This window comes from Pseudonocardia sp. Ae505_Ps2, assembly GCF_001932425.1.
Classification (GTDB): domain Bacteria; phylum Actinomycetota; class Actinomycetes; order Mycobacteriales; family Pseudonocardiaceae; genus Pseudonocardia.
Map to the genome: position 1 here is coordinate 1,395,080 of NZ_MCIP01000001.1, position 26,470 is coordinate 1,421,549.

The 26,470-nt window shown below is 74.2% G+C and carries 22 protein-coding genes; 6 read left to right on the plus strand and 16 right to left on the minus strand.

Translation table 11 applies throughout. From position 1 onward, the window contains the following. Nucleotides 1-7: 7 nt before the first annotated feature. Nucleotides 8-2,611 carry a helix-turn-helix transcriptional regulator gene (locus Ae505Ps2_RS06570; RefSeq protein WP_084786214.1) on the minus strand — a complete coding sequence of 868 codons (2,604 nt, stop codon included), beginning with the start codon at nt 2,609-2,611 and terminating at the stop codon, nt 8-10. Between the two features lie 106 nt (nt 2,612-2,717). Between Ae505Ps2_RS06570 and Ae505Ps2_RS06575 the strand changes: the two genes are divergently transcribed. Further along, nucleotides 2,718-3,350, plus strand: a complete 633-nt coding sequence (locus Ae505Ps2_RS06575; RefSeq protein WP_198932236.1) for a 2-C-methyl-D-erythritol 4-phosphate cytidylyltransferase — start codon at nt 2,718-2,720, stop codon at nt 3,348-3,350. Here the strand turns inward: Ae505Ps2_RS06575 and Ae505Ps2_RS06580 are convergent. After that, complete coding sequence (locus tag Ae505Ps2_RS06580; RefSeq protein WP_139318884.1) at nt 3,343-4,989, minus strand: GMC oxidoreductase; 1,647 nt, start codon at nt 4,987-4,989, stop codon at nt 3,343-3,345. The genes Ae505Ps2_RS06575 and Ae505Ps2_RS06580 overlap by 8 nt on opposite strands. 117 nt (nt 4,990-5,106) lie before the next feature. On the opposite strand from Ae505Ps2_RS06580, the gene Ae505Ps2_RS32490 reads away from it, so the two are divergent. Next, nucleotides 5,107-5,673, plus strand: coding sequence for a TetR/AcrR family transcriptional regulator (locus Ae505Ps2_RS32490; protein WP_175581819.1), 567 nt, complete (start codon nt 5,107-5,109; stop codon nt 5,671-5,673). A 7-nt stretch (nt 5,674-5,680) separates the two neighbouring features. Here Ae505Ps2_RS32490 and Ae505Ps2_RS06590 read toward each other — a convergent pair whose 3' ends face one another. Continuing rightward, a complete protein-coding gene (locus Ae505Ps2_RS06590) occupies nt 5,681-6,868 on the minus strand; it encodes a class I SAM-dependent methyltransferase (protein WP_075553489.1) in 1,188 nt (395 codons plus the stop codon). Nucleotides 6,869-6,942: 74 nt separating this feature from the next. Then, a complete protein-coding gene (locus tag Ae505Ps2_RS06595; RefSeq protein WP_075334016.1) occupies nt 6,943-8,124 on the minus strand; it encodes an N-acetylmuramoyl-L-alanine amidase in 1,182 nt (393 codons plus the stop codon). A gap of 254 nt (nt 8,125-8,378) precedes the next feature. On the opposite strand from Ae505Ps2_RS06595, the gene Ae505Ps2_RS06600 reads away from it, so the two are divergent. Further along, nucleotides 8,379-10,217 carry an acyl-CoA dehydrogenase gene (locus tag Ae505Ps2_RS06600; RefSeq protein ID WP_075309367.1) on the plus strand — a complete coding sequence of 613 codons (1,839 nt, stop codon included), beginning with the start codon at nt 8,379-8,381 and terminating at the stop codon, nt 10,215-10,217. 66 nt (nt 10,218-10,283) lie between these two features. Here Ae505Ps2_RS06600 and Ae505Ps2_RS06605 read toward each other — a convergent pair whose 3' ends face one another. The 9 genes from Ae505Ps2_RS06605 to Ae505Ps2_RS34190 form a co-directional block, all read right to left on the minus strand. After that, the gene (locus tag Ae505Ps2_RS06605) at nt 10,284-10,709 is read right to left on the minus strand and encodes a CBS domain-containing protein (RefSeq protein WP_075309365.1); all 426 of its coding nucleotides are present in this window, start codon (nt 10,707-10,709) and stop codon (nt 10,284-10,286) included. A 97-nt stretch (nt 10,710-10,806) separates the two neighbouring features. Further along, nucleotides 10,807-13,356 carry a VanW family protein gene (locus Ae505Ps2_RS32495; protein WP_075309363.1) on the minus strand — a complete coding sequence of 850 codons (2,550 nt, stop codon included), beginning with the start codon at nt 13,354-13,356 and terminating at the stop codon, nt 10,807-10,809. Between the two features lie 130 nt (nt 13,357-13,486). Continuing rightward, the gene (locus Ae505Ps2_RS06615; RefSeq protein ID WP_043276256.1) at nt 13,487-13,807 is read right to left on the minus strand and encodes a co-chaperone GroES; all 321 of its coding nucleotides are present in this window, start codon (nt 13,805-13,807) and stop codon (nt 13,487-13,489) included. A 196-nt stretch (nt 13,808-14,003) separates the two neighbouring features. After that, nucleotides 14,004-15,194 (minus strand): ATP-binding protein, encoded by a 1,191-nt coding sequence (locus tag Ae505Ps2_RS06620; protein ID WP_020621976.1) that lies wholly within the window; start codon nt 15,192-15,194, stop codon nt 14,004-14,006. Between the two features lie 606 nt (nt 15,195-15,800). Further along, nucleotides 15,801-16,310: an FxsA family protein gene (locus Ae505Ps2_RS06625; RefSeq protein ID WP_075309359.1), complete on the minus strand. Its 510-nt coding sequence runs from the start codon at nt 16,308-16,310 to the stop codon at nt 15,801-15,803. A gap of 91 nt (nt 16,311-16,401) precedes the next feature. Beyond that, on the minus strand, nt 16,402-18,228 hold the full coding sequence (locus Ae505Ps2_RS33165) for a dihydrolipoamide acetyltransferase family protein (RefSeq protein ID WP_075334018.1): 1,827 nt from the start codon (nt 18,226-18,228) through the stop codon (nt 16,402-16,404). A 10-nt stretch (nt 18,229-18,238) separates the two neighbouring features. Beyond that, entirely contained in the window at nt 18,239-19,207 is a 969-nt protein-coding gene (locus tag Ae505Ps2_RS06635; protein ID WP_051050475.1) for an alpha-ketoacid dehydrogenase subunit beta, read from the minus strand. Between the two features lie 15 nt (nt 19,208-19,222). Continuing rightward, entirely contained in the window at nt 19,223-20,464 is a 1,242-nt protein-coding gene (pdhA, locus tag Ae505Ps2_RS06640; RefSeq protein WP_075553490.1) for a pyruvate dehydrogenase (acetyl-transferring) E1 component subunit alpha, read from the minus strand. Nucleotides 20,465-20,690: 226 nt separating this feature from the next. Further along, nucleotides 20,691-21,056: an antitoxin gene (locus Ae505Ps2_RS34190; protein ID WP_064485518.1), complete on the minus strand. Its 366-nt coding sequence runs from the start codon at nt 21,054-21,056 to the stop codon at nt 20,691-20,693. A 208-nt stretch (nt 21,057-21,264) separates the two neighbouring features. Between Ae505Ps2_RS34190 and Ae505Ps2_RS06650 the strand changes: the two genes are divergently transcribed. Genes Ae505Ps2_RS06650 through Ae505Ps2_RS06660 form a run of 3 tightly spaced genes read left to right on the plus strand, consistent with a single transcriptional unit; the run spans nt 21,265 to nt 23,871 of the window. After that, nucleotides 21,265-22,200: an ABC transporter substrate-binding protein gene (locus tag Ae505Ps2_RS06650; RefSeq protein ID WP_075309353.1), complete on the plus strand. Its 936-nt coding sequence runs from the start codon at nt 21,265-21,267 to the stop codon at nt 22,198-22,200. Next, nucleotides 22,193-23,113 (plus strand): amino acid ABC transporter permease, encoded by a 921-nt coding sequence (locus tag Ae505Ps2_RS06655; protein ID WP_075309351.1) that lies wholly within the window; start codon nt 22,193-22,195, stop codon nt 23,111-23,113. Before Ae505Ps2_RS06650 ends, Ae505Ps2_RS06655 begins: the two co-directional genes overlap by 8 nt. 5 nt (nt 23,114-23,118) lie before the next feature. Further along, complete coding sequence (locus Ae505Ps2_RS06660) at nt 23,119-23,871, plus strand: amino acid ABC transporter ATP-binding protein (RefSeq protein ID WP_043282125.1); 753 nt, start codon at nt 23,119-23,121, stop codon at nt 23,869-23,871. Here Ae505Ps2_RS06660 and Ae505Ps2_RS06665 read toward each other — a convergent pair. The 3 genes from Ae505Ps2_RS06665 to Ae505Ps2_RS06675 are packed head-to-tail and all read right to left on the minus strand — an operon-like array spanning nt 23,868 to nt 26,435. Next, complete coding sequence (locus Ae505Ps2_RS06665; RefSeq protein ID WP_075309349.1) at nt 23,868-24,449, minus strand: peroxidase-related enzyme; 582 nt, start codon at nt 24,447-24,449, stop codon at nt 23,868-23,870. The genes Ae505Ps2_RS06660 and Ae505Ps2_RS06665 overlap by 4 nt on opposite strands. Before the next feature lie 10 nt (nt 24,450-24,459). Continuing rightward, the gene (locus Ae505Ps2_RS06670; protein ID WP_075309347.1) at nt 24,460-25,125 is read right to left on the minus strand and encodes a response regulator transcription factor; all 666 of its coding nucleotides are present in this window, start codon (nt 25,123-25,125) and stop codon (nt 24,460-24,462) included. Then, the gene (locus Ae505Ps2_RS06675) at nt 25,122-26,435 is read right to left on the minus strand and encodes a histidine kinase (protein ID WP_075309345.1); all 1,314 of its coding nucleotides are present in this window, start codon (nt 26,433-26,435) and stop codon (nt 25,122-25,124) included. The genes Ae505Ps2_RS06670 and Ae505Ps2_RS06675 overlap by 4 nt, the downstream gene beginning before the upstream one ends. Nucleotides 26,436-26,470 lie beyond the last annotated feature (35 nt).

Sequence of the window (26,470 nt, forward strand, 5' to 3'; positions counted from 1 at the left end):
GGCGGGGTCAGCCGCGGTCGCCCAGGATCCGGCGGAGCTCGTCGAGCAGCTCGCTGCGGCTGCCCACCCCGAGGCGCTGGCGCATCCGGGCCACGTGGTGTTCGACGGTCTTCGCCGAGATGAACAGCGCCTCACCGATCTCACGCTGGGTGCGCCCTTGCACGACGAGCTCGGCGACCTCCAGCTCACGCTCGGACAGCAGTCCCGACGCGGCCGGCTCCGGGGCGGCCTCGACGGGCTCCGGAGCCGCGACGGTGGGCTCCTCGGCCACCGGGCGGGGCTCCTCCGCCGGCGGTGGGACGGTCCCCTGACGCAGGTCCGTGCCCGCGGCCTGCAGGGCCCGCGCGCAGGCCAGCAACGCCGACACCGCGCGCCGGTCCCCGGTCCGCAACGCCGCCTGCCCGGCGAGGCGGCCGCCGTCGAAGGACAGGCCGACGGCGTGCAGCCCGCGGGCGGCGGCCTCGACCTCGGCCGCGTCGACCCGGTCCTCCAGCACCCCCACCCAGTGCGGGGCCGCCGTCGCCATGGCGTGGGCGAAGCGGCTGCCGCAGGCCGCGCGCTGGAGCTCGTCGGAGCGGGCGCGGGCGGCCTCGACGTCGTCGGTGAGGACCGCGGCCTGCAGCCGTGCCCAGTGCAGCGGGGCGGCCCACAGCGCGGGCCGGCCGAGCCGGTCGAGCAGCGCGTCGGCCTCGGCGAGGTGCGGGGCCACCCAGCTCTCCTCCCGCAGCCGCGACGCCGCGGTCACCAGCTCCCCGAGCGGCTGCAGCACGTAGAGGTCGACCGGGTGGCGGACGATCGCCTGCCGGGCCCGCGTCCAGGACCGCATCAGGGCGCCGAGGTCGGACTGGCGGCGGGCGATCGCCACCTGTAGTGCCGCGGCGAGGAACTCGTCGCGCGGTTCGAGGGGGTCGTCGCCCTCGTCGACGGCGGCGAGCCGCTCCGACGCCGGGCCGGTCGCGCCGCGCAGCAGCGCGATCCAGCCGAGCAGCAGCCGGTGCCGGGCCCGGGCGGGTGCCCCGCCGAGCCCGGTCCGCAGGGCACGGTCCAGTACGGACGCGGCGACGTCGAACTCCCCGGTGTGCACGGCCACCAGCGCGGCCAGCGCGGCCGGGGTGTCGGGCAGCAGCGCGGCGCCGTGCGCGGCCTCCAGGAGCCCGGCGGCGCGGGCCAGGCCGGACAGTGCTGCCGTCGGGGAGCCCTCGACCGAGTCGAGCATGCCGCGGGCGGTCAGATCGTCGGCGCCGTCGACCAGGGTGGGCGCACGGCCGGCGACGAACCCGGAACCGCCGCCGTCGCCCCCGACGACGGCGCGGGCCTCCTCCAGTGCCCCGGTCCCGATCAGGACGGGCACGGCCGCAGCGGGCAGGTGCTCCCCGGACACCGCGGCGGTCCACCGGTACAGCTCGGCACTGCGCGCCAGCAGACCCCGCCGGGCGAGGACGGCGGCCGCGACCGACCCGGCCCGGACGGCGTCGGTGGCCTCGACGGCGTCGGTCGCCGACAGCACCGAGTCGGCGTGCCCGAGCGCACCGTCGAGGTCCCCCGCTACGAGGTGGGCCTGCGCGCGGTGCGCGGCGACGGTCAGCGGGGGTGTCCCCGCGGCGACGGCCTCGGCGTAGAACCGGACCGCGTCCGGGCTCTCCGCGCGGGCCGCCTCGGCCGCGGCGGCCCGGAACACCGTGGCGGCACGCTCCCCGGAGGCCCCGGACCCGCGCAGGGTGCGGGCGACGGCGAGCACGCTCCCGCCGCGGTCGAGCTCGATCTCGGCGAGGTGGCGGCGCAGCTCGGCCCGCCGGGCGGGCGCGACCCTGGCTCGGATCGACTCGGCGACCAGCGGGACGACCCGCCCGTCGGGGGTGCAGAGCCCCGCGGCGACGGCCCGTCCGGACAGCTCGTCGAGCTCGGCGATCTCGGCGCCGACGCCGATGCCGGCCGCGTCGGAGATCCCGAGCAGCGGGACGAGCACCTCGCCGTCGACGGGGGCACCGAGCGCGAGCGCGGTGACCAGCTCGACCACCCGTGGGTCCTCGGCGTCGACGGCGTAGCCGATCTGCTCGGCGAGCTGCGGCGGCACCGGCCCGCCGACCCGCCCGTGGGCGAGCAGCCGGTCGACCAGCATCGGGGCCCCGGCGGTGCGCTCGGCGACGACCCGGACGGCCTCGTCGGAGATCCGGACCCCGGCGACGCGGGCGGCCCGCGCGGCGATCCCGGCCGCGTCCAGGGAGCCCAGGACCAGCGGCGGCGCGGCGGCGGCCAGCGTCGCGCCGAGCCGGGCCAGCGCACGGCTGCGCGGCCACGGTCGGAACGCGACGACCAGGCGGGCGTCCGGGCGGCACGCGTACCCGCGCAGGTCGGCGAGCGCGTCGTCGCCGAGCTCGTGGGCGTCGTCGACGACCGTCACGTCCTGCTCGGCACCGGCCTCGGTCCACACCCGGACGAGCTCGCGCAGCAGGGTCGACTTGCCCGCACCGGCCGGACCGGTGACGGCCACCAGGCGCGGCGCGGCCGGGTCCTCGGCGACCTCCCGGACCAGCGCGATCGACGCGGGGGACCCGGCGAGCGGGCCGGTCGACGGCGCGGCAGGGGTGGGAGACGTCGTCGGTGCCGCCATCCTCGTCCGCCCTCCGGGTCACCCGATCGGGTCGCCCGATCGGGGACGACCGAGGCTATCGGGTGCGGTGTCCGGTTCCCCCGGCGGTCCCGGCAGGATCACCGGAGTGCGGGACCACGTGTGGGCGATCGTGCTGGCGGGCGGCCGGGGGCTGCGCTACGGCCGGTTGAAACAGCTCGACGAGCTGGCAGGGCACCGGCTGGTCGACCACACCGTCGCCGCCGCCCGGCGCACCTGCGACCGGGTCGCGCTGGTGCTGCCGTCCGGTGTGGACTGGGACGGCGAGCCGGTCGACGCGCTCGCCGTCGGCGGCGACCACCAGTCCGAGTCACTGCGTGCCGGGCTCGCGGTCGTGCCCGGCGACGCCGGGATCCTGGTGCTCGCCGACCCGGCACACCCGCTCGCCGCGGACCGGATCTTCACCGACGTCGTCGACGCCGTGCGTGCCGGAGCGGACGGGGCGGTGCCGGTCGTCCCGCTGCTGGAGGTGGTGCAGCGGGTGGTCGACGGCGTCGTCGTCGAGACCCTCCCGAAGCAGGACGCGGTGATCACCCAGTCACCGCAGGCGTTCCGGGCGGACGTGCTGCGGGCCGCGCACGCCGACGCGCCCCGGCCGGTGGAGAACTCCGGGATGCTCGCCGCGCTGGGCCACCGCGTGGTGACGGTGCCGGGGGACCCGGCGAACCTGCACGTGGCGAGCCCGGAGGACCTGGCCGTCGTCCGGCGGCTGGTCAGATGAGCGTGCCGACGTCCTGGGCGATCAGGTCGTCGGTGGCGCGCTCGACGACGGCCGCGATCGTCATCGACGGGTTGCAGGCCGCCGTGGTGCCCGGCATCAGCGACCCGTCGAGCACGTAGAGCCCGCGCTGGCCCTGCACCCGGCCCGCGACGTCGCAGACCGTGCCGATGCACGCACCGCCGAGCGGGTGCCAGGTCGTCGGCACGGCGTAGGTGGTGTCGACGAAGGTGCCGCGCACGCCGGTGATGCGGGCCATCCGCTCGTGGATGCGCGAGGTGAGGGGCGCGTCGCCGTCGAGCGGCCACTGCACGACGCCCTCCTGGCGCACCGGGTCCCAGGTGACGCGGCCGCGGCCGGCGCTGACGCCGTAGCCGACGATCATCGTGATGGTGCGGCCGAGCCCGAGCGGCAGCGGCGGCAGCGACGCCTGGATGACCGTGTTCGCCGATGCCGGGTCCGCCCAGTCCTTCGTCCCGAACACCACCGGCCCGCCCTGCACCGGGCCGAAGTCCTCGACGGGGGAGACCCAGGTGCAGATCCGGTCGCCGTTGGTGCCCCAGTTCTCGCCGAGGGCGTCGGGCAGGTCCGGGATCGTGTCGTGCGCGCGGGCGCGCAGCAGCAGCCGGTTGGTGTTCTGCGTCCCCGCGGCGAGCACCAGCGCCGGAGTCGTGATGATCTTCTTCTCCTGGATGGTGCCGGTCTCGTCGATCCGGTCGACGTGCACCTCCCAGCGCCCGTCGGCCGCCCGGATGACGTCGGTGACCTGGTGCAGCGTCGCGACGGTGACCCGGCCGGTCGCCTCGGCCTCGGCGAGGTAGGTGACGTCGACGGTGTGCTTGCCGCCGTTGTTGACGCCGAACGACGCGTCGCCGTTGGTGTAGGCGGGCTTCATCTCCCCGCGCAGCTCGGCAAGCGCGTAGTCCCAGTCGATCGGCATCGGGATCTTCTCGACCTCGTAGCCGGCGGCCTCGGCGCGGTCCCGGAACACCCGCGACGAGCGGTAGGTGGGGGAGTTGATCAGCTCATCGGGTGCGGTTTCCAGGCGCAGCATCCGGGCGACCCGCGGGTAGTGCTCGCGGGCGAGCACGTCGTAGTCGAGCTCACGCGGCATGGTCGCGGCGAACACCTCGGCGGTCGGCTGCAGCGTCATGCCCTGGTAGAGCAACGACCCGCCACCGACGCCCGCCGCGCAGAACACGTCCATGCCGTTGCCGCCGACCCGCTCCAGCAGACCGGTGTAGCGGCCGGGGGACAGCGGGACCGCGCCCGGGGTGCTCCGGGTCGGCCGCCCGAGCAGCACCGACAGCGGGTTCGGCGGCCCGTCCAGCGGGTCGACGACGGTGTCGAGCCAGAACAGCCTGCGGTCGGGATTGGTCAGGACCCGCGGGAAGGTCTCCGCGTTCGGGCCGGTGACCCAGCGCCGACCGCGCTCCAGCACGAGCACCGGCACCCCGGCCTGCGCCAGGCGCAGCGCGGTGACCCCGCCGCCGAAGCCGGACCCGACGACGACCACCCGGTGCTCCTCGCGGGTGACCGCGATCCGGCCGGGCGCCGCGGCGGCGACCCCGCTGCCCAGCAGCCCGAGTCCTGCGGCACCTGCCGCGCCGGCGAGGACGGTCCTGCGGCTGATCGTGCGCACGTGAGCCTCCCGTGGGCCGGATGGACACCTGTCCATCGGGTGCGGTGACCGTAGCGCAGTTCCCGCGACCCTCGGTACCGGGTTCGGTACGTCGGGGCGCGCACTACCCTGGAGCCGGTGGACGAGGCGATCCTCCGGCCCAGCGAGGTCGCACCGGCGACGCGTGCCCGGCTGCTCGACGCGGGTGGCGCGGAGCTCGCCGAGCACGGTGCCGACGTGCTCACCGTGCGCCGGGTGGCCCGCCGGGCCGGGGTCTCCCCGGCGACCGCGTACAAGGTGTTCGGTTCGAAGGAGCACCTGCTCGCCGCGGTGTTCGTGACCCACCTGCGCGCCGCGCCCGGTGAGGAGCCGGACGACCGGCTGCCGGTGGAGGAGCGTGTCGCCGGCTACGTCGACGGTCTGGTCGCCGCCCTGGCCGGGAACAGCGCACTGGACAGCGCACTGCGCGTGGTGTTCTTCGGGCACGACCCGGCAGCCCGCCGGATCCGGGACTCGGTGATCGACGACTTCCAGGACCGGTTCGACCGCGTCTGCGGTGACGACCTGTCCGGCCCGGCCCGGCGCACCGCGCGGCTGCTGCTCGCCGGGGCGTTGGTGCTCACCGGGATCGGCCTCGACGACCCCGCCGACGCCCGCGCCGAGCTCGCCCGCGCGGTGCGCGAGCTGCGCGACGCGGACCGGTGAGCGGGGCTCAGACCGCGAGCAGCTCCGTCGACCCGAGCCCCAGCTCGTCGAGCGTGGCCCGCACCTCGCCGGTGTAGACCGGGTTCATCAGCAGCACCGACCGCGGCGGGGAGTCCAGCAGGTCCTTCGGCGCGCGGATCGGCAGCCCGAGCCCGCCCATGAAGCGGCCCTGCAGGCCGGGGTTGATGTCGACGACCGCGCCGACCGCGCCGGTCCCCTCCGCCCTGCCCTCGACGACGTTGAGGAAGGTCAGCCCCTTCGCCCCGCCGCCCCAGACGACCACCTCGTCGCCGGTCGCGGCCCGGCCGCCCAGCCACTCCCGCCAGCGTCCGACCTGGTCCGACACCCGGGTCGCGAAGTCCAGGCAGGCGCCGCGCAGCGCGTCGCGCAGGTGCGGCTCCAGCGCGGGCGCGCCCGGGGTCCCGTCCGGCCCCGCCTCGGCGACGACGTACTGGTCGGCATAGGTCAGCCGCACCTGCGGGTCGGAGAAGCCGACCCCGGCCAGGAACGTCCGCATGGTCGCCGGCGTGAAGTAGGAGCAGTGCTCGTACTGCAGGTCCCAGAAGGCGCCCTCGTCGAGGATCCGGCCCAGGTCGGGCACCTCGGCGAGCAGCGCCCGACCACCGCCGCGACGCAGCCCGGCGGACAGCTCCGCGCCGAAGACGGCGAGGTCGGGGATGTGCTCCAGGGTGTGCCGGCAGACCAGGGCCGCGGTGTCCGGCTCGACCTGGTCACGGGCGAACTCCGCGGGGACGGCGGTGAGCCGGTCCGCGAGCTCGGGCCGGACCCGCTGCGGCACGAAGTGCGGGTCGATCCCGGTGACCCGGCCGACGCCGGCGCCGAGCAGCTCGGCGGCGAAGTCACCCGACCCGCAGCCCACCTCGACGACGTGCCGTCCGGCCAGGCCGAACCGCGCCACCCAGTCCGCGGTGATCTCCGCGGCGTAGGCGGCGAAGCGGGGGGAGTGGTGCTGGGACTCCTCGTGGTCGCCGGTGTAGTCGAGCAGCCCCGGGTCGAAGTCGCGGTTGAACACCAGCCCGCAGCGCTCGCAGAGCACGAGCACCTGGTCACCGGTGGCCACCGACCGCGCCGAGACCGGGTCGGGGAGCACCGCGGTGCCGTGCACCGGCAGCCCGGTCACCGAGAAGAACGGATCGCTCGCGGGCGCGTCGCACGCGGGGCAGCGGTTCAGCACCGGGCGAGACTAGCGGCAGTCCGTCACCCGTCCGTGCGGGTGCTCTCCGCCCGCACGGGGCCCGCGCGTGGCCCTCAGCGGTTCAGCACGCCCTGCGGGTCGTGCGCGTCCGGGACGGGACTGCCGGAGGTCCCGAGCAGCTTCTGCCACTGCGGGTGGTCGACGACGTCGGGCACGCTCTCCACCCGTCGCGCCGCCGCGAGCACCTCGACCGCACGGGCGGCGTCGCCCTCGGCGCCCGCGCGCACCGTGCGGGCCAGCTCCGGCCAGGTCTCCCCGCCGAGCAGGCCGTTGACGTCGTCGGCGCGGTGCGCGCGCTGGAACTCGCTCACCGCGGCCGCGGTGCGGTCGTCGAACCGTCCGTCGGGCTTCCCGGTCAGCGACCCGGCGTCGCGCAGCAGGTACTGGGCCGCCTCGACGATCGGTCCGCGGTCGCCGGTGCGCAGCAGCGGCCAGCTCGCCTTGGTCGCCTCGGTGCGGGAGAGCCGCCTGCCCAGCAGCCCCGCCACCTCACGACGCAGCCGGGGCAGCGCGGCGTAGAGACGGTCGCCGGGGCAGAGGGTGTTGCGGTAGTCGCGGTGGCCGTAGAGCTCGGTCGGGGCGATGCCGTAGCGCAGGCAGATGTAGGCGCAGGTGATGCGCAGCGAGTTCCACAGTGCCGGCGTCGGGTCGACGCCCATGTAGGTGCCCTCGTTCTCGATGCCGATCGCGATGACGTTCTGGCCCGGCGAGTGCGCCCCCTCGACGACGCGGCGGCCCCCGTTGAGCTCACCGAGGCTCCAGAGCCTGCCCTCCAGCACGTGCCCGCCGCGCGAGATGGTGAAGTGCTGCCCGGAGTCGAGCCAGCCGTTCCGGTCCATGTGGTAGTTCTGGATCGCCCTCGCCATCCGGTGCGCGGCGCCGACGCTGTAGTCGGTCGTGTTCGCCCCGGCCGTGTGGTGGACCAGGATCCGGATCGGACGCCGGTCCCAGATCTTCGGCGCGGACTTGGGCTTGCGCGCACCCCACTCGAAGCAGCGCGCGATGAACGGGATCGGCACGCCCTCCACGAGGGGGCCGGCACCGGCCGGTCCGGGCATGCCGTCCGGCCCCGGGACCGCCGACGGACCGGGCACCGGGTCGGTGGCGGGCGGGGCGGGGTCGGTGGCCGGCGGCGGCCCGGCGAACGCCCGGCCGGGCAGGACCAGGCCCGCGCCGACGACCGCGCCACCGACCAGCAGCCCGCGGCGACTCCAGCTCTGCCCCGGCTCGCCCATCGCTGCTGCCCCCCATCGGCCGCACCGAGCCGGTACCGCCTTCGTCACACACGCCACATCCGTCCCGTGCGACTCCGCATTCTCTCGGTTCACGGGAGAAGTACGGCGCGGGCGCGCCGGTCGAGCGCGTCACACGGGTGAGCGGTCCCGACCCGCACCTGCGCCCTTGCCTGGGTTACCCGTCGGTAATACTCTGGAGTCAGTTACCGGCCGGTAAGTCGATCGGCCCTGGCACGAACGGCGGTGAAGGACGGATGGGCCACTACAAGAGCAACGTGCGCGACCTCGAGTTCAACCTCTTCGAGGTGTTCGAGGTACAGAACCACCTCGGGACGGGGCCGTTCACCGACGTCGACGTCGACACCGCCAAGGGCGTGCTGTCGGAGCTGTCGACCGTCTGCACCGGACCGCTCGCGGAGCACTACGCCACGATCGACCGCAACCCGCCGGTCTTCCACCCCGAGGACCACACGGTCACCACCCCGCAGGAGCTCAAGGACGCCTACAAGGTCCTCTGGGACGGCGAGTGGTGGCGCCTCGGCCTGCCGAACGAGCTGGGCGGCATGGGCATCCCGCCGTCGGTGCAGTGGGCCGCCGCCGAGCTGATGTGCGGCTCCAACCCGGCCATCTTCATGTACATGGCCGGCCCGAACTTCGCCTCGATCCTCCACAAGAACGGGAACGAGGAGCAGAAGCGCTGGGCCCAGCTGATGATCGACCGGGGCTGGGGCGCCACGATGGTGCTGACCGAGCCGGACGCGGGCTCGGACGTCGGAGCCGGCCGGACCAAGGCGATCCAGCAGGACGACGGCACCTGGCACATCGAGGGTGTGAAGCGCTTCATCACCTCGGCCGAGCAGGACTTCACCGAGAACATCATGCACCTGGTGCTGGCTCGCCCCGAGGGCGCGAAGCCGGGCACCAAGGGCCTGTCGCTGTTCCTCGTTCCGAAGTTCCACTTCGACACCGAGACCGGTGAGCCGGGCGAGCGCAACGGTGCCTTCGTGACCAACGTCGAGCACAAGATGGGCCTCAAGGCCTCCACGACCTGCGAGCTGACCTTCGGGGCGCACGGCACCCCGGCCGTCGGCTGGCTGCTCGGTGACGTGCACGACGGCATCGCCCAGATGTTCCAGGTCATCGAGTACGCCCGGATGATGGTCGGCACCAAGGCCATCGGCACCCTGTCGACGGGTTACCTCAACGCGCTCGAGTTCGCCAAGGAGCGCGTGCAGGGCGCCGACCTGACGAAGATGACGGACAAGACCGCGCCGCGCGTCACGATCACCCACCACCCGGACGTCCGCCGCAGCCTGATGCTGCAGAAGGCGTACGCCGAGGGCCTGCGCTCGGTCTACATCTACACCTCGACCTTCCAGGACAGGGTGCGCCTCGGCGACGAGGGCAGCGGGATCAGCACCGAGCTGGCGGAGAAGGTCAACGACCTGCTGCTGCCGATCGTCAAGGGTGTCGGCTCCGAGCGCGCCACCGAGCAGCTCGTGCAGTCGCTGCAGACCCTCGGCGGGTCCGGCTTCCTCCAGGACTACCCGATCGAGCAGTACATCCGGGACGCCAAGATCGACTCCCTCTACGAGGGCACCACCGCGATCCAGTCCCAGGACTTCCTGTTCCGCAAGATCGTCCGGGACAACGGCCAGGCGCTCGCGCACGTCGCGGGCGAGATCCAGGCGTTCATCGACTCCGAGGCGGGCAACGGCCGGCTCAAGGAGGAGCGCGAGCTCCTGCGCACCGCGCTCACCGACGTGCAGGGGATGCTCGGCACGCTGACCGGCTACCTCTACGCCTCCACCAAGGACGCCACCGAGCTGTACAAGGTCGGCCAGCACACCGTGCGGCTGCTCATGGCGGTCGGCGACCTGCTCGTCGGCTGGCTGCTGCTGCGTCAGGCGACCGTCGCGCTCGCCGCACTGGGCACCGACGGCGTCCCGGCGAAGGACCGGGCCTTCTACGAGGGCAAGGTCGGCGTCGCGACGTTCTTCGCGAAGTCCGTGCTGCCCCGTCTGACCTCGGAGAAGGCGATCATCGCGAACGCCGACAACGCGCTCATGGAGCTCGACGAGGCCTCGTTCTGATCTGGTTCCCATGACGAAGGGCCCCGGGTGCGGACTCCCCGCCCGGGGCCCTTCCTCGTCGCGCCGCTACTGCGCGATGTAGCTCTCCAGCTGCTCGCGCTCCTGCTCGAGCATGTCCATCCGGGCCTTGACCAGGTCGCCGATGGACACGATCCCGGCCAGCGCCCCGTCGACGACGACCGGCAGGTGCCGCACCCGGCGGTCGGTCATGACCCGGGCGAGGTCACCGACGCCGTCGCCGGGCGAGCAGGTGACCACCTCGGTGGTCATCACCTCGGCCACCCGCGCGTCGAGCAGCGCGGCGCCGTGGCTGTGCAACCGGCGCACCACGTCCCGCTCCGAGACGATGCCGACCAGCCGGTCGCCGTCGACGACCGGCAGTGCGCCGAGGTTCCGCTCGGCGATCGCCCGGAGCACCTCGACCACCGGGGCGTCCGGTGCCACGGTGCTCACCGCGCTGCCCTTGCTCCTCAGAACGTCCGCGATGCGCATTGGGGGTACCCCGATCCCTCGCTGTCCGACGGCTGGAGGGATCAGGGTACGAATGTGACGTGGGTTACGTCATCCCCCGGACTGGACCATCACCGGATCAGCCGCCGCACTGCACGATCGGCTGCGGGTTGTACTTGACCGTGCGGGTCTTGCTCGTCGTCTCCCCGGTCTGGACGTTGCGCATGGTCCGGGTGTCGGTCGCGGTGAAGCCGGGCGAGCCCTTGCTGGGGCTGCACGGCTGACCGGCCGGGATGTTGACGACCTGCGGCTGGGTCGGGTTGGTCCGCGGCCCGGTCGTCGAGGTGACGTCGTACATCTTCTGGCCGACGAACGAGACGGTGACGTTGCTGGGCGTCCACGCCGTGCGGATCAGCACCGGAGTGGGGCCGTCGTTGCGGAACTTGACGTCGATGAGGTCGTCGAAGACCGTCGCCTCACGGGCCACCGGGTAGCGGCTGATGTAGTAGCTGTGTTCCTTGTGCTCGATGTCGGTCATGCCGGCGAAGTACGACGCGTTGTACAGCGTCGTCGCGAGCTGGGAGACACCGCCGCCGACGCCGCGCGCCGGGTGGCCGTCCTCGATGATGCCGGCCTCGACGTAGCCGTTGGCGGCGTTGCGGGGGTTGCTGACGGCGTTGAGGCTGAACGTCTCGCCGGGCTGCACGATCTGGCCGTTGATGGCCTCGGCGGCACGCTTGATGTTCTGCCCCGAGTCGGCGGCGAACCCGCCGGTGGTGAACGTCGAGATCTCGGTCGCGTTGCCCAGCGACTGCAGGTCGGCGGTGGTGATCTCGGCCGGCTTGTTCGCGTAGACCGCGGCGACGGTGCGCTCGCCCTGGCCGGTGAGGATCGGCAGCACGTTCGCGAAGGTCGCGTCGTAGTCGATGCCGCGCCCGTCCTGCGACGGGACGACCCGCGGCGGGGTCGCGGCGAAGTCGAGCTGGGCGTCGACGCCGGGCTTCTCGGTGCTCGCCAGCTGCGGCGCCGCGATGTCCTCGAGGGTCTTGTTCGCGATCACCGGCTTCAGCTTCACCGGGCCCTGCGGGTCCGCGGTGAAGCTGAGCGCGGTGGTGATGTCCTCGGGGGTGATGGTCGCGTTCGCGCCCTCACCGGTGATCGTCAGCGGACCGGCGACGGCGGGCTTGGCGACCTCGTCGATGGCCTTCTGCACGTCGGCCGGGGTGGTGATCGCCTGCTCGACGATCAGCGGCAGCTGCACCGGCTCGCCGGAGGCCCACTGCTCCTCGACGACGCCGACGGCCGCGTCGACGTCGAGCTGCTGGCCCGGCTCCGGCGCGACCGGCATCGGGGTGACGCCCTGCCACTGGACCGAGCCCTCCTTGGGCTCCTTCATGACCAGCGGGGCCATCTGTTCGAGCGCGGTGCGCACGGCGCGGTCGTCGGCGGAGTTGACCACCCCGACCTCGCGGGTGGTGAAGAACGAGGAGATCCGGGTGATCGGGTTCAGCGGCTGCTCGCCCGCCTCGTCGAGGGTGCGCGCGTAGTCGACCTGCAGGCCCGCGGCCTTCGGATCGATCTCCGAGCGGACCTCACCGGCCTGGACCGGCACCGGCGCGCCGGCACGCGGCTCGATCGCCGCCTGCAGCGTCTCGGTGGCCTGGGCCCGCGACATGCCCCCGATCTGCTGACCGGCGACGACGACGCCGCGCGGCACGCTGCCGGAGCTGAGCACGAGGTCGCCGACGTAACCGAGGGCGAGCACACCGAGCGCTGCGGCCGCGACGATCAGGCCGACCGGGCGCTTGCGCTGCGGGCCGTCACCGCTCTCGCCGTCACCACCCTCGTCGCCGCCGCCGGGACCACCGGGGCCGCCCGGCCCACCCGGACCGGTCGCGGCCGCGGGGCCCGCGGCACCGAACGCGCCGGCGCCGAGGACCGCGGTGCCCGCGCCAGGGCCGCCGGTGTGGATGCGGGCGGTCTGCTCGCCAGCGCCGCCCGCGGGCGCCGCCGCGGACGCGGCGGGGGTGACCCGGGGCAGGACCTGGGTGCGCTGCTCGCTGAGCGGGGGGACGCGGACGGTGTCCTGATCCCGGCCATCGGGGGCGGCGGGGACCGGGCGGGTCGGGTCCTGTCCACCGGAGGTCCGGGGGCCGGGCTCCGACGCGGCGGGCGCCGGGGCACCACCGGCCTGCGGTGCGGTCGTACCGGGATCCTGCCGCGGCGCCGGGCCGGGCTGCGGGGCACCGGTGCCCGGGCGCTGCGGGGACGGCTGGTGCCCGGCGGGCGACGGCGCGGCCGGGTCCTCGGCGGTGGTGGCCTGCCCGACGACGGTGCGGGCCGCGGGGGACTCCGGCGGCGCCTGCTCGGCGGCCTCGGCCGGATCGGCGGGCCCGGACGCGTCGGCAGCCGGAGTCTCGGCGCTCCGGGTCTCAGCGGCCCGGGTCTCGGCGGCCGGGGCCTCGGCGGCGCCCTGCGGCGCGTTGGTCCCCTGCGCGGCGGCGGAGGCGGCTGTGGCGGGGGCGGCTGTGGCGGGAGCGGCTGCCGCGGGACCGGGCGAGGGACGGCGGGCGGGCATCACGGGGCGACCGGCACCGGCGGCGTCGCCGTTCGGCTGGTCTCCCGGCTCCGGCGCGGCCGTCACCGGCTGCTCGTCCGCGTCGTCGGACGAGGGAGGGCGCTCGGGCATGACGTGGGACTTCCTTTCCGCACTGCCATCGACTCTGTCATCGAGGCCGACGTCGCCGCCTGCGTCGACACCGCCGTCGAACCGGGTGGGCCGCGGGTCCGTGCGGACCGGCGCGACCCGGGGGGGGGGATCAGAGGTAGAGACCGGTCCCGTGCTGGGTGGCCTCGGAGGCCACCGCGTGCAGATCCCGCTCGCGCATGACCAGGTGCCCGACGCCGGCGATCTCGACCTCGTACTGGTCCTCCGGGGCGAGCAGGACGCGGTCGCCGGCCTTCACCGTGCGCACGTGCTGTCCCACCCCTACCACCTCTCCCCAGACCAGACGCTTGGCGACCTGTGCGGTTGCCGGGATCACGATTCCGGCCGAGCTCCGTCGCTCGCCGGAACCCTCGACCCTCTTGATCATGACTCGGTCATGGAGCATCTGGATCTCGAGTTTGGGCTCGGCCACCGGGCCGATGCTACGGGTGGCCCCTGACGCCCCCGGCAGCGCCCGGGGCGGGCGACAGCCTGCCCCGAACGTGGAACGCCCCGCGGCGCTACCGAGTCGGGGGTCGGGTGGCGCCGCGGGGCTCAGCAGGGGTTTCGCACTGCCACGACGACCCGTTACACCGCAAACAGTTTTCACTCGTCCGGAGCAGCGGGGCTCAGGTGTTGGCGAGCAGGTACCGCCCGAAGTGCGGCACGGTGAAGGCGATCTGCCCGCGCTGGGCCGAGAACACCAGGCCCTTCTTGAGCAGGCTGTCGCGCGCGGGGGACAGCGACGACGCCCGCCGGTCCAGGTGCTTGGCGACCAGCGACGTCTCGACGGGGTGGTCCTCCCCGTCGGTCAGCTCGGCCATCGCCCGCAGGTACTCCCGCTCGGCGGGCGTCGCCCGCTCGAAGCGGGAGCCGAAGAAGCCGACCGCGAGCTCGGCATCGGCCTCGGGGGCGGCCATCTCGACGTCCTTCGCACCGATCGGGCTGGTCGGCGCGGCGTCCCAGGCGGCCTTGCCGTAGGCCTGCACGAAGTACGGGTAGCCGCCCGAGCGGACGTAGAGGTCGTCGAGGGCCTCCTGGTCGAAGGTCGCGTCCTCCCGCTCGGCGGGGGCGATCAGCGCGAAGTCGGCGTCCTTACGGTCCAGCCGGTCGATCCGCGAGTACTTGAACAGCCGTTCCGAGTAGGACTTCGACGCCGACAGCACCGCGGGCAGGTGCGGCAGCCCCGCCCCGACGACGACGAGGGGCACCCGGGCCTGGGACAGCTCGTGGCAGGCGGCGCAGAGCGCCGAGACGTCCTCGGGCCGCAGGTCCTGCATCTCGTCGATCAGCAGGGCGATGCCGGATCCGACGTCCTGGGCGAGCTCGGCGACCTCGGTGAACAGCTCGACCAGGTCGATCTCGATGTCGCCCGAGTCCGCGCGCCCGTTCTTCACCGGCACGTCGATGCCGGGCTGCCAGCGCTCCCGCAGCTTCGTCCCCTCCGGCGACGACCGGAGCGCGAACGCCTTGAGCACCCCCAGCACCTCGTCGATGCGCTCGGGGGCACGGTGCCGGACGGCGAGGTCGCGGATCGCGCGGTGCAGCGCCGCGGACAGCGGACGTCGCAGGTCGGCGTCCGGCCGGGCCTCGATCTTCCCGGCGCCCCAGCCGGCGTGCATCGCCATCGAGCGCAGCTCGCCGAGCAGGACCGTCTTGCCGACGCCGCGCAGCCCGGTGAGCACCAGGCTCCGCTCCGGGCGACCGCGGGCGACCCGTTCCAGGACGATCTCGAAGGCGTCCACCTCGCGGTCCCGACCGGCCAGCTCGGGCGGGCGCTGACCCGCGCCGGGGGCGAACGGGTTGCGCACCGGATCCATGCGACGACGGTATCCGCCGATCTTCGGAATTCCGTAGACGACGGCGGCGTGTCGCCTGCCCGCCACCCGGGCGGCCCAGCGACGCCGATAATCACTCAGCGTGGTCACACTGCCCGTCCGGGCCGGTTCCGACATCGCCCGTGGGGTCCGTCGCGAACGCACCGTGCGAGTGCGGCCGGTGAATGCCCGCGTCGTCGTCACGATCCGGTGGCCCATACCCCGCGACCTTCCGCGACCGCTGCTGACCAGCAACACTCTGCTGTGTGCACCACCCTGTCGCACGTGACTACGCCCGGGAGGAGAGCGCCGTGGGTCGACACCGAGGACGGCACCGCGCCGACCGGATGCATCACTCCACGCTGCGGATGAAGCCGATCACGCTGCGTCGCCGGAGGCTGGAGAGCCTGCGCACTCTGCTCGCAGGAGCGCGCCCCGGCTGGTGAGAGGGACGGCGGGGACGCCCCCGAACGTCCCCGCCGTCCACCACCCCGGCCCGAGGCGTGCCGCGCCCGGCCGTCGCACCCCTGGTGCCGCCGTCGCACCCGCCGCACGGGGTGCGGAGACCGCGTGCGGGGTGCGCCGGGCGACCACGGGCCCGGTGACGGGTCAGGTGCGGTCGGGACCGTCCACGACCTCGCCCTCGACGACCGGGCCGGCGCCCGCGGCGGGACCCGCGATGCGCGGGTACACGGTCGCCGTGCGCGGCTCGGTGACGGTCTCCCCCTCCACCACGGTGGCGCCGTAGCGGATCCGCGCGGTGCGCAGACCCGGTGCGGCCCGCTCGGCGGCGCTCACCATGCGACGCCGGACCAGGGCCCGGGTCGGGGGGAACACCAGGGCGAGGCCGAGCACGTCGGTGATCAGGCCCGGCAGGAAGATGAGGATGCCGCCGACGGCGACGAGCAGCCCGTCGGTCGCCTCCTCGTGCGCCAGCTTCCCGCGCTGCACCGCGGTGGCGAGCGCGCGGGCGGCGCGGACGCCCTCCCGACGGGCGAGCAGGAGCCCGAGCACGGACCCGGCGAGCAGGACCAGCAGGGTCCAGCCCAGCCCGATCCACGCGATCAGCCCGGCGAGCGCGACGATCTCGAGCACGACGTAGAGCAGCACGAACGGCATGCCCGTACAACGCACGGGCACGCCGTTCTGCTCCCGGATCGCCCGAATTCCCCGGATCGATCTCCGGGGGCACTCGGATGATCTCCCCAGGTCACCAGGTGAGGGCGACCCCGGGGTCGTGCAGCAGCGCGCCGACGTCGGCGAGGAACCGCGAGCCCTCGGCCCCGTCGACGAGGCGGTGGTCGAACGACAACGCCAGCCGGCACACGGTACGCACGACCAGCTCGCCGTCGACGACCCACGGGGCGGGCTTGATCGACCCGACGGCGAGGATCGCGGCCTCGCCGGGGTTGATGATCGGCGTCCCGATGTCGACGCCGAGCACGCCGACGTTGGTGATGGTGAACGTGCCCCCGACCAGGTCGGCCGGGGCGGTCCGGCCCGCCCGTGCGGTGTCGGTGAGCGTCGTGAGCGCGTCGGCCATGCCGCGCAGGGTGAGGGTGTCCGCGTCGCGGATCTTGGGGACGACGAGCCCGCGCGGCGTCGCGGCGGCGATGCCGAGCTGGACGCGGGCGTAGTAGACGATCTCGCCGGCCCGCTCGTCCCAGCTGGCGTTGATCGCCGGGGTCCGCGCGGCGGCCAGGCAGGCGGCCTTCGCGACGAACGCCAGCGGGGTCAGCTTGACCCCGGCGAACTCGCGCGAGGCCCGCAGCCGGTCGCGCAGGGCCATCGTCTCGGTGACGTCGACGTCGAGGAACTCGGTGACGTGCGGCGCCGTGAACGCGCTCGCGACCATCGCCGCGGCGGTGGCCTTGCGGACGCCGCGGATGGGCTCGCGGCGGTCCTCGGTGGGTCGGGTGGTGGTGGCGCTCGCGCCCGGCCCGGCCGGAGCCCCCGCCGACTCCCCGGCGCCCTGGCCGGCGACCCCACCCTGGGCGGCGGCAGTCTGACCGGCAGCGGTCCGGCCGGCGGCACCCGGGGCAGCGGCGCCCGCGACAGCGGCTCCGGTGACACCTCCGGCGGCCCCCGCCGCGACGGGGCCCCCGGCGACCGACGCCCCGGCAGCGGACGTCCCGGCAGCGAATGCCCCGTCCTCGGATGCCCCGACATCGGATGTCCCGGCGGCGGATGTCCCGGCGGCGCGGCCGTCGACCGCAGCGTCGTTCCCGGCGTCCGTGAGCCCGGCACCCGTCGCGGCGGCGTGCACGTCCTCACGGGTGATCCGGTCGTCGCGCCCGGTCCCCGTCACGGTCCGCAGGTCGACGCCCAGCTCTCGCGCGAGCAGGCGGACCGGTGGTGGGGCGAGGGGGACCTGCGCGGCCTGCGGCCCGACGGCGTCACCCCCGGCCCCCGTGTCGCTGCCCTCCGGCAGACCGGTGGACGTCACGGGAGCGGCCTGCTCGGGCGACCCGAGCGACTGCTGGGGCGACGGGACCGGGGACGCGCCCGACCCCGATCCACCCGGCCCCGATCCACCCGGGCGCCCGGAGCCACCGGAGTCTGCCCCGACGGAGCCGTTCGCCGCGACGGACCCGGCGGACGGCTCGGCGGAGGCTGTGGGCGCGACGGGTGCAGCGGAACCGGTGGACGCGGCCGAGGCGGCGGGATCGCGCCGGGGCCGTCGCCGCGCGGAGCCCTGCCGCGGCCCGTACCCGACGAGCGTCGCGATCCGCCCGTCCTTGCCCGCCTCGCCGATCTTGGCGCCGGCATCGGCGTCGGGGTCGGAGTCGTGCGCGGACCCAGCGGTGTCGATCGCGATGATCGGCGTCCCCACCGCGACGGTCGCGCCCGGCTCGACCAGCAGCTCACCGACCGTCCCGGCCCACGGCGAGGGCAGCTCCACGGCCGCCTTCGCCGTCTCGATCTCCACGATGACGTCGTTGACCGCGACCGTGTCCCCGGGCGCCACCCGCCAGGTGACGATCTCGGCCTCGGTCAGCCCCTCGCCGACGTCGGGCAGCTTGAAGTGCTCACGCATGTGCTCGTCCTCACCAGGCCAGGGAACGGTCGACGGCGTCGAGGACCCGGTCCAGGTCCGGCAGGTACTCCTCCTCCAGCCGCGACGGCGGGTAGGGCGTGTCGAAGCCGGTCACGCGCAGCACCGGCGCCTCCAGCGAGAAGAAGCACTCCTGCTGGATCCGGGCGGCGACCTCCGAGGTCACCGACGCCTCCGGGGGCGCCTCGGACACCACGACCAGCCGTCCGGTGCGCCGCACCGACTCCGCGACCGGGCCGAGGTCGAGCGGGGACAGCGACCGCAGGTCGATCACCTCGAGGTCGCGGCCCTCCTCGGCGGCCGCCCCGGCGGCGTCGAGGCAGGTCCGCACCATCGGCCCGTAGGTGGCCACGGTCAGCGTCGAGCCCGGCCGCACCACGCGCGAGGCGTGCAGTGGGAAGGCCGAGCCCAGGTCGGTGGCGGCGTCGAGCTCGCCCTTCTCCCAGTACCGGCGCTTCGGCTCGAAGAAGATCACCGGGTCGTCGGAGACGATCGCCTGCTGGATCATCCAGTGCGCGTCGGCCGGGTTCGAGCAGGTGACCACCTTGAGGCCCGCGACGTGCGCGAACAGCGACTCGGGCGACTCGGAGTGGTGCTCGACGGCACCGATCCCGCCGCCGTAGGGGATCCGGACGACGACCGGCACCGGCACCCGGCCCTGCGTCCGGTACCGCAGCTTCGCCAGCTGGGACACGATCTGGTCGTAGCCGGGGAAGACGAACCCGTCGAACTGGATCTCGCAGACCGGGCGGAACCCGCGCACCGCGAGTCCGATCGCGGCGCCGATGATCCCGGACTCCGACAGCGGGGTGTCGAGCACGCGCTGCTCGCCGAAGTCCTTCTGCAGACCGTCGGTGATGCGGAAGACGCCGCCGAGCCGGCCGACGTCCTCGCCCATGACGAGCACCTTGGGGTCGCGCTCCATCGCGGCACGCAGCCCGTCGTTCAGTGCCTTGGCCATCGTGGTCGGCACGGATCAGCCCTCCTGGTCGGCGAACGACGCGTGGTAGGCCAGGAACTCCTCGCGCTGGCGCTCCACCGTCGGCGACGGCTCGGCGTAGACCTGGGAGAACATCCGCTCCGGGCCGGGTTGGGGCATCGCCCGGCAGAAGGCCCGCATCCGCTCGCCCAGCGCGTCGGCCTCGGCATCGACGGCGTCGAAGAAGTCGGCGCCGACGCCGTGCCGCCGGGCCAGGTGCACCCGCACCCGCTCGATCGGGTCCTTGAGCTTCCACAGCTCGACCTCGTCGGCGAGCCGGTAGCGGGTCGCGTCGTCGGAGGTGGTGTGGGAGTCCATCCGGTAGGTGAACGCCTCGATCAGCACCGGGCCGTTGCCGGTGCGGCACTCGTCGAGCGCCCAGCGGGTGACGGCGAGGCAAGCCAGCACGTCGTTGCCGTCCACCCGGACTCCGGGGAAGCCGTAGCCGCGGGCGCGCTGGTAGAGCGGCACCCGGGTCTGGCGCTCCGCGGGCACCGAGATCGCCCACTGGTTGTTCTGGCAGAAGAAGACCAGTGGCGCGTCGTAGGCGGCGGCCCAGACGAAGCCCTCGTGCACGTCGCCCTGGCTGGTGGCGCCGTCGCCGAAGTAGCAGATGGTGGCCTCACCCGTATCACCGTCGGCGGTGCCGACACCAGCGACACCGTCGGCGGTGCCGACACCAGCGACACTGCCGCCCACCTTGGACTCGAAGCGCTGGCCCATCGCGTAGCCGGCGGCGTTGAGGCACTGGTTGCCGATGACGATCGTGTACGGGTGGAACCGGGTCGCGACCGGGTCCCAGGTGCCGTGGTCGGTCCCCCGGAAGATGCCGAGCAGCTCGGTCGGGTCGACCCCGCGGCACCAGGCGACGCCGTGCTCGCGGTAGCTGGGGAAGCACATGTCCTCGGGCGCGAGCGCGCGGCCGGACCCGACCTGCGCGGCCTCCTGGCCGAGCAGCGGCACCCAGAGGCCGAGCTCTCCCTGACGCTGCAGGGAGTTGCCCTCGCGGTCGGCGCGCCGTACCAGGACGAGGTCGCGGTAGAGCGACCGCAGGTCCTCGGCGGTGATGTCGGCGGCGTAGCGGTCGAACCGCTCGTCCGGCACCCGCTCACCCTCGGGGGTGAGCAGCTGGACGAGCTCGGGCCCGCCCTCGTCGACGCCCTTCAGCCCCGCGACGACCTGGTCGTGGCTGGGCCGCGACCGCGGATCGGTCGGTATCCACGCCTGGGGTTCGTCCACGGCAGACCTCCTCGGTCGCACCGGGCGGGGTCGCGCCCGGGAGCGTCGGCTCCGGGCCCGCGCGGGTGGTGCGGCCCCGGGACGCGCAGGCGCGTCACCGCCGATCCTGGCACGTCACCGGCCCCGAGGAGAACCGGTGCCCCGCAGGTCGACGCCTGGACGACGGACCGTCGGACGTCCACATACGACGGTCCCGGCGCCCGGCCGGGACCGTCGTGGAAGGAGGTCAGGCGCCGTGCGGACGCTCCGGGTTCGGCGGCGGGAACGCCGGGGGCTGCTGCGGGGTGCGCTGCGTCGGAGCGTCGGCACCGCCCGCCGGGTACGGCGGGTTCCCGGCGGCCGCGCGGGGCGGGGCGGGCGGGGTGGTGCCCGGCGAGCCGAAGCCGTAGCCGGGCTGCGGGATGCCCGCGGCGTCCTTCGCCTTGCGGGCGGCGCCGGCGATCTGGTTCGTGTACTTGCCCTTGGTCTGCTTGTCGACGAACTGGGCGGCGGAGTCGAGGGCCTTGCCCGCCTGGTCCGGGTGGGAGCGGGCGTAGCGGCGGGCGGCCTCCACCGCGCCGGCCAGGACGGTGAGCCTGCGGAACAACGACATCGTCGAGGACCTCCGTGACGGTGGGGCGCCGCGTCGGTGCCGCGACGCCCGGTCGTCGCACCAACAGTAGGCGAACGTGCGCGGACCGGCGCGGGCTCGCGGCGTCATGGGACGAGCACGTAACGGATCGGCCGCCAGGCGGCGGGAACCACTCCCCAAGTGGCAGGATCCCCGCCGTTCGACCCGGCATCATCTGGAAGGCAACCGCATGACGACCGCGAGGACCCGCAGTGTCCGCTCCCTGACCGGGATCGCACTGATCGCACTGACCGCATTGGTCCTGGCCGGCTGTGGTGCCGGCGGCGACGGCAGCGGGGGAGGCGGCTCCGCCGGAGCAACCGGTACCGACGCCCCGATCCCGGCCGTCGCCAAGGACGACCGGCTCGCCGCCCTCGTCCCCGACGAGGTCAAGCGGGACGGCACGTGGGTCGTCGGCACCGACCCGACCTACCCGCCGAACGAGTTCACCGCGCCCGACGGCACGACGATCATCGGCATGGACGTCGACCTGGGCACCGCGGTCGCCCAGAAGCTCGGCCTGACCGCGAGGTTCGAGCAGAGCCAGTTCTCCGGGATCATCCCGGGCATCACCGGCGGCCGCTACGAGGCGGGCATCTCCTCGTTCACCGTCAACTCCGAGCGCACCCAGGTCCTCGACATGGTCAGCTACTTCTCCGCGGGCACCAGCCTGGCGACCCGCAAGGGCAACCCGGACGGGATCGACCCGAACGACCTCTGCGGCAAGGCGATCGGCGTCCAGCAGGGCACCGTGCAGGTCGAGGACGTGCAGGCCCGCACCAAGAAGTGCACCGACGAGGGCAAGCCGGCCATCCAGATCACCGAGCTGCAGGCACAGACCGACGTGACGCTCGCGCTGAACTCGAACCGGATCGTCGCGATGCTCGCCGACTCCCCGGTCGCCGCCTACGCGCAGACCACCACCAACGGTGCGGTCGAGGTCGTCGGGCAGCCCTACGACACCGCGCCGTACGGCATCGCGCTGAAGAAGAACGACGGCCAGTACGCCCAGGCCGTGCAGGGCGCGGTCCAGTCGCTGATCGACGACGGCACCTACAAGCGGATCCTCGACAAGTGGAACGTCGGCAACGGCGCGATCCCCACGTCCTCGGTGAACGGTGGCTGAGCCGGCGACCACCGGCGCCCGACCCGAGCCCCGCGACGCGATCGGGGTCCGGCACCCCGGACGGTGGATCGCGATCGCGGTGCTCGCGGTCCTGGGCGCGATGCTGGTCAACTCGCTGCTGACCAACGAGAACTTCGGCTGGCCGGTGGTCGCGCAGTACCTGTTCGCCGGCCCGGTGCTGAACGGACTCGCGAACACCCTGGTCCTGACCGTGCTGTCGATGCTGATCGGCATCGTCGGCGGGATCGGGCTGGCGGTCATGCGGCTGTCGCCGAACCCGGTGCTGTCCGGGGTGTCCGGGGTCTACCTGTGGCTGTTCCGCGGCACCCCGCTGATCGCCCAGCTGCTGTTCTGGAGCTTCCTGTCCTCGCTCTACCCGAACCTGTCGCTCGGCATCCCGTTCGGCCCCGAGTTCGTCGTGTTCGACACGAACTCGCTGATCACGCCGTTCCTGGCGTGTCTGCTGGGCCTCGGGCTGAACGAGGCCGCCTACATGGCCGAGATCGTGCGCGGTGGCATCCAGTCGGTCGACCAGGGCCAGAGCGAGGCCGCCGGAGCACTCGGCATGACCCGCGCGCAGACCCTGCGCCGGGTCGTCCTCCCGCAGGCGATGCGGGTGATCATCCCGCCGACCGGCAACGAGACGATCGGCATGCTGAAGACGACGTCGCTGGTCGTCGTCATCGGCTACACCGACCTGCTCACCTCGGTGCAGCGGATCTACTCGACGAACTTCCAGACCATCCCGCTGCTCATCGTGGCCGCGGCCTGGTACCTGCTGCTGACCTCGCTGCTCACCGCCGGTCAGCGCGTCGTCGAACGCCGCTACGGCCGCGGTGTGGCCGGTGCGGTCACCGAGGCGACCCCGCTGGTGCGGCTGTTCTCGTTCCGGACCGGAGGGAAGACCTCGTGACCCCGATGGTGCGAGCCGAGTCGGTCGGCAAGAGCTTCGGCGACGTCGAGGTGCTGCGCGGGGTCGACCTCGTCGTCGAGCCGGGGCAGGTGTGCTGCGTGATCGGGCCGTCCGGCTCGGGCAAGTCGACCCTGCTGCGGTGCATCAACCACCTGGAGACCATCGACACCGGACGGCTGTGGGTCGACGGCGAGCTGATGGGGCTGCGCGAGGAGAACGGGAAGCTCTACCGGCTCCGCGACTCCGCGCTCGGCCGCCAGCGCCGCGAGGTCGGCATGGTGTTCCAGCGGTTCAACCTGTTCCCGCACCGCACCGCGGCGGAGAACGTGATGGAGGCGCCGGTCGTCGTGCGCCGCGAGTCCCGGGCGGCCGCGCGCGAGCGGGCGGTCGAGCTGCTCACCCGGGTCGGGCTCGGCGACCGCGCCGACGCCTACCCCGCGCAGCTGTCCGGCGGGCAGCAACAGCGGGTGGCGATCGCCAGGGCGCTGGCGATGCGGCCGAAGCTGATGCTGTTCGACGAGCCGACCTCGGCACTGGACCCGGAGCTGGTCGGTGAGGTGCTCGACGTGATGCGCGAGCTGGCCCGGGAGGGCATGACGATGGTCGTCGTGACCCACGAGATGGGCTTCGCCCGCGAGGTCGGCGACGCGCTGGTCTTCATGGACGACGGCCGGATCGTCGAGTCCGGTGACCCGCGCGCGGTGCTGTCGGACCCGAAGGAGGAGCGCACCCGCGCGTTCCTGTCGAAGGTGCTCTAACCGCGGGGGATGCGTCCCATCAGGAAGAACTCCGGGTTGGGGCGCAGCGCGGTCAGGTGCGCGAGCCGGTTCGACATCGCGAACAGGGCGGTGATCGCGCCGACGTCCCAGATCTCGTCGGAGGTCAGGCCGGCGGCGCGGGCGTCGTCGAGATCGGCCTCGGTCAGCGACTCCGAGCTCCGTGCGACCAGCAGGGCCAGGTCGACGATCGCGCGCTCGCGCTCCGACAGCTCGACCGCGTAGGGGTTGGTCGCGACGCGGTCGGCGATCTCCGGGTCCTTGTACCGGATCCGGAGGATCGCCCCGTGCGCGACGACGCAGTAGGTGCAGTTGTTGGCCCCCGAGGTGGCGACGACGACCAGCTCGCGTTCGGCCTTGGACAGTCCGTCGTCGGAGTCCATCAACGCGTCGTGGTAGTCCAGGAACGCCCGCAGCTCCCGCGGGCGCCGGCCCAGAGCGCAGAACACGTTGGGGACGAACCCGGAGCGCTCGGCGATCGCGCCGATCCGCTCCGCCAGGTCCGGCGGGAGCCCGTCGAGGTCGACGTGCCCGAACCTGCTCACCTCGTGCTGTGCCATGTCCCGGACGCTAGTCGGGATCGGGCGCCGCGACCCCCGTCCGATAGGCCCACACGACGGTCTGCAGCCGGTCCCGGGTGCCGATCTTCGCCATCGCCCGGCCCAGGTGCGACTTCACCGTCGACGTCTCGACGACCAGCTCCTCGGCGATCTCGGCGTTGGAGAGCCCGCGGGCCAGCATCCGCACGATCTCGGTCTCCCGCGGCGTCAGCGGGGCGACCCCGCCGTCGGGCGCGGTGTCCGGGGCGGGGCGGCGCCGCGCGAACTCGGCGATCACCCGGCGGGTGACGGCCCGGTCGATCAGCCCGTCGCCGCGGGCGAGACGGCGGACGGAGTCGACGAGGTCGTCGGGGTGGGTGTCCTTGAGGACGAACCCGCTCGCGCCCGCCTCCAGCGCGCCGAACACGTAGTCGTCGAGGTCGAAGGTGGTGACGACGAGGACCGCGGGGACCGGGTCGTCGAGGCCGGTGATCTCCCGGGTCGCGACGAGCCCGTTCCCGCCGGGCATCCGGACGTCCATGCAGACCACGTCGGGCCGGTGCGCGCGCGCCAGCGCGACCGCCTCCGGCCCGCTCGCCGCCTCGCCGACGACCTCGACGTCGCCGGCCAGCTCCAGGAACATCCGGAACCCGGCCCGGACGACGGCCTGGTCGTCGGCCAGCAGCACCCTGATCACGCGCGTCCTCCTCCGGTCTCCGGGCCGGGGTCGTGCGGGACGACCAGGCGGACCTGCCAGCCGCCGTCGTCGGTCCGGACCGCGGAGAACGTCCCGCCGACCAGCTGCGCGCGCTCGCGCATCCCGGCCAGCCCGAACCCGCGGGTGCCCGGGGCGTCGGCGGAGGGCGCCGGGGTGCCGCGCGCCGGCCCGTTCACGACCTCGACCGCGACCCGGTCGTCGGCGTGGGTCACCGTCACCCGGACCGGGGCGCCGGGGGCGTGCTCACGGGCGTTTGCCAGCGCCTCCTGCACCACCCGGTAGCAGGTGACGTCGGCGACCGGGGACGGCTCGCCCGGGTCCCCGCGCCGGACCAGCTCCACCGGACCGCCCAGCTCACGGGCCTGCTCCACGAGCCCGTCGAGCTCGGCGAGGCCGGGCACCGGGGTGTCGGCCTCGGCACCGCCCGCCCCCGGCTCCCGCAGCGCCCCGACGACCAGACGCAGGTCGTGCAGGGTGCGGCGACCCTGCTCCCGCAGCCGGGACGCCGTCCGCCGCGCCTCGTCCGGGTCCCGGTCCACCAGCCGCTCGACCACCGCGGCCTGCACCACCATCGCCGACAGGTGGTGCGCGGCGACGTCGTGCAGCTCGCGTGCCATCCGGGCCCGCTCCCGGGCGACGGCGGCGTCCGCCCGTTCCCGGTACGCCGCGACGACACCGGCGGTGTGCACCCGGTCCAGCTCGGCGTAGCGCCGCCGGGTCCGCAGGTACACACCGAGCAGCAGCGGGCCGCCGTAGACCAGGACCGCCGACAGCACCTGCGAGGCGGCCAGTCCGCCCGCGCCGAGCAGCGCGTCGCCGGACGGGCGTACCGCGATCCCGGTGAGCACCACGGCCGTCTCGACGACCGCCGCTGCGCCGACCAGGGCCCCGGCCCGGCGCGCCGGGAGCCGCGACCCGCAGGTGCCGGCCGCGATCGCCGTCGCCGGGCCGCGCAGCGCAGCACCCACCGGCATCAGGACGACGTTCACCAGCCCCAGCCCGACCGTCAGCGCCAGACAGAGCGCGGGGGCGGTGCGGCGCAGCGTCAGCAGCAGGTTCTGCACGGTCACCACCCCGAGTGCCAGCGCCACCGTGCCCGGCGCGAGACCCAGCTCCGCGGCCGGGCCCGGTGCCAGCACCACCGGGGTGACCACCGCGAGCGTCCCGGCCGCGACGAGCACCGCCAGCGCGGCGTCGCGGCGTCGCGGTCCGGCCAGGCCGAGCGCGGTGAGCCGGGCGTCGAGCCGTTCCGCGACCGTGCGGGGTGGCGGTTCGGGGTGCGGGTGCATGGGGTCTCCGGCCTCGGGTGGGGTGATCGTAGGGC

What these genes read in the sequence shown, in the direction of transcription:
- Ae505Ps2_RS06595 (WP_075334016.1), bottom strand. Translation starts at nt 8,124, where the DNA reads ATGGGCGAGCCGGGGCAGAGCTGGAGTCGCCGCGGGCTGCTGGTCGGT.
- Ae505Ps2_RS33165 (WP_075334018.1), bottom strand. Translation starts at nt 18,228, where the DNA reads ATGCGTGAGCACTTCAAGCTGCCCGACGTCGGCGAGGGGCTGACCGAG.
- Ae505Ps2_RS06660 (WP_043282125.1), top strand. Translation starts at nt 23,119, where the DNA reads ATGGTGCGAGCCGAGTCGGTCGGCAAGAGCTTCGGCGACGTCGAGGTG.
- Ae505Ps2_RS06600 (WP_075309367.1), top strand. Translation starts at nt 8,379, where the DNA reads ATGGGCCACTACAAGAGCAACGTGCGCGACCTCGAGTTCAACCTCTTC.
- Ae505Ps2_RS06635 (WP_051050475.1), bottom strand. Translation starts at nt 19,207, where the DNA reads ATGGCCAAGGCACTGAACGACGGGCTGCGTGCCGCGATGGAGCGCGAC.
- Ae505Ps2_RS06570 (WP_084786214.1), bottom strand. Translation starts at nt 2,611, where the DNA reads ATGGCGGCACCGACGACGTCTCCCACCCCTGCCGCGCCGTCGACCGGC.
- Ae505Ps2_RS06620 (WP_020621976.1), bottom strand. Translation starts at nt 15,194, where the DNA reads ATGGATCCGGTGCGCAACCCGTTCGCCCCCGGCGCGGGTCAGCGCCCG.
- Ae505Ps2_RS06665 (WP_075309349.1), bottom strand. Translation starts at nt 24,449, where the DNA reads ATGGCACAGCACGAGGTGAGCAGGTTCGGGCACGTCGACCTCGACGGG.
- Ae505Ps2_RS06625 (WP_075309359.1), bottom strand. Translation starts at nt 16,310, where the DNA reads ATGCCGTTCGTGCTGCTCTACGTCGTGCTCGAGATCGTCGCGCTCGCC.
- Ae505Ps2_RS06605 (WP_075309365.1), bottom strand. Translation starts at nt 10,709, where the DNA reads ATGCGCATCGCGGACGTTCTGAGGAGCAAGGGCAGCGCGGTGAGCACC.
- Ae505Ps2_RS06650 (WP_075309353.1), top strand. Translation starts at nt 21,265, where the DNA reads ATGACGACCGCGAGGACCCGCAGTGTCCGCTCCCTGACCGGGATCGCA.
- Ae505Ps2_RS06675 (WP_075309345.1), bottom strand. Translation starts at nt 26,435, where the DNA reads ATGCACCCGCACCCCGAACCGCCACCCCGCACGGTCGCGGAACGGCTC.
- Ae505Ps2_RS32495 (WP_075309363.1), bottom strand. Translation starts at nt 13,356, where the DNA reads ATGCCCGAGCGCCCTCCCTCGTCCGACGACGCGGACGAGCAGCCGGTG.
- Ae505Ps2_RS34190 (WP_064485518.1), bottom strand. Translation starts at nt 21,056, where the DNA reads ATGTCGTTGTTCCGCAGGCTCACCGTCCTGGCCGGCGCGGTGGAGGCC.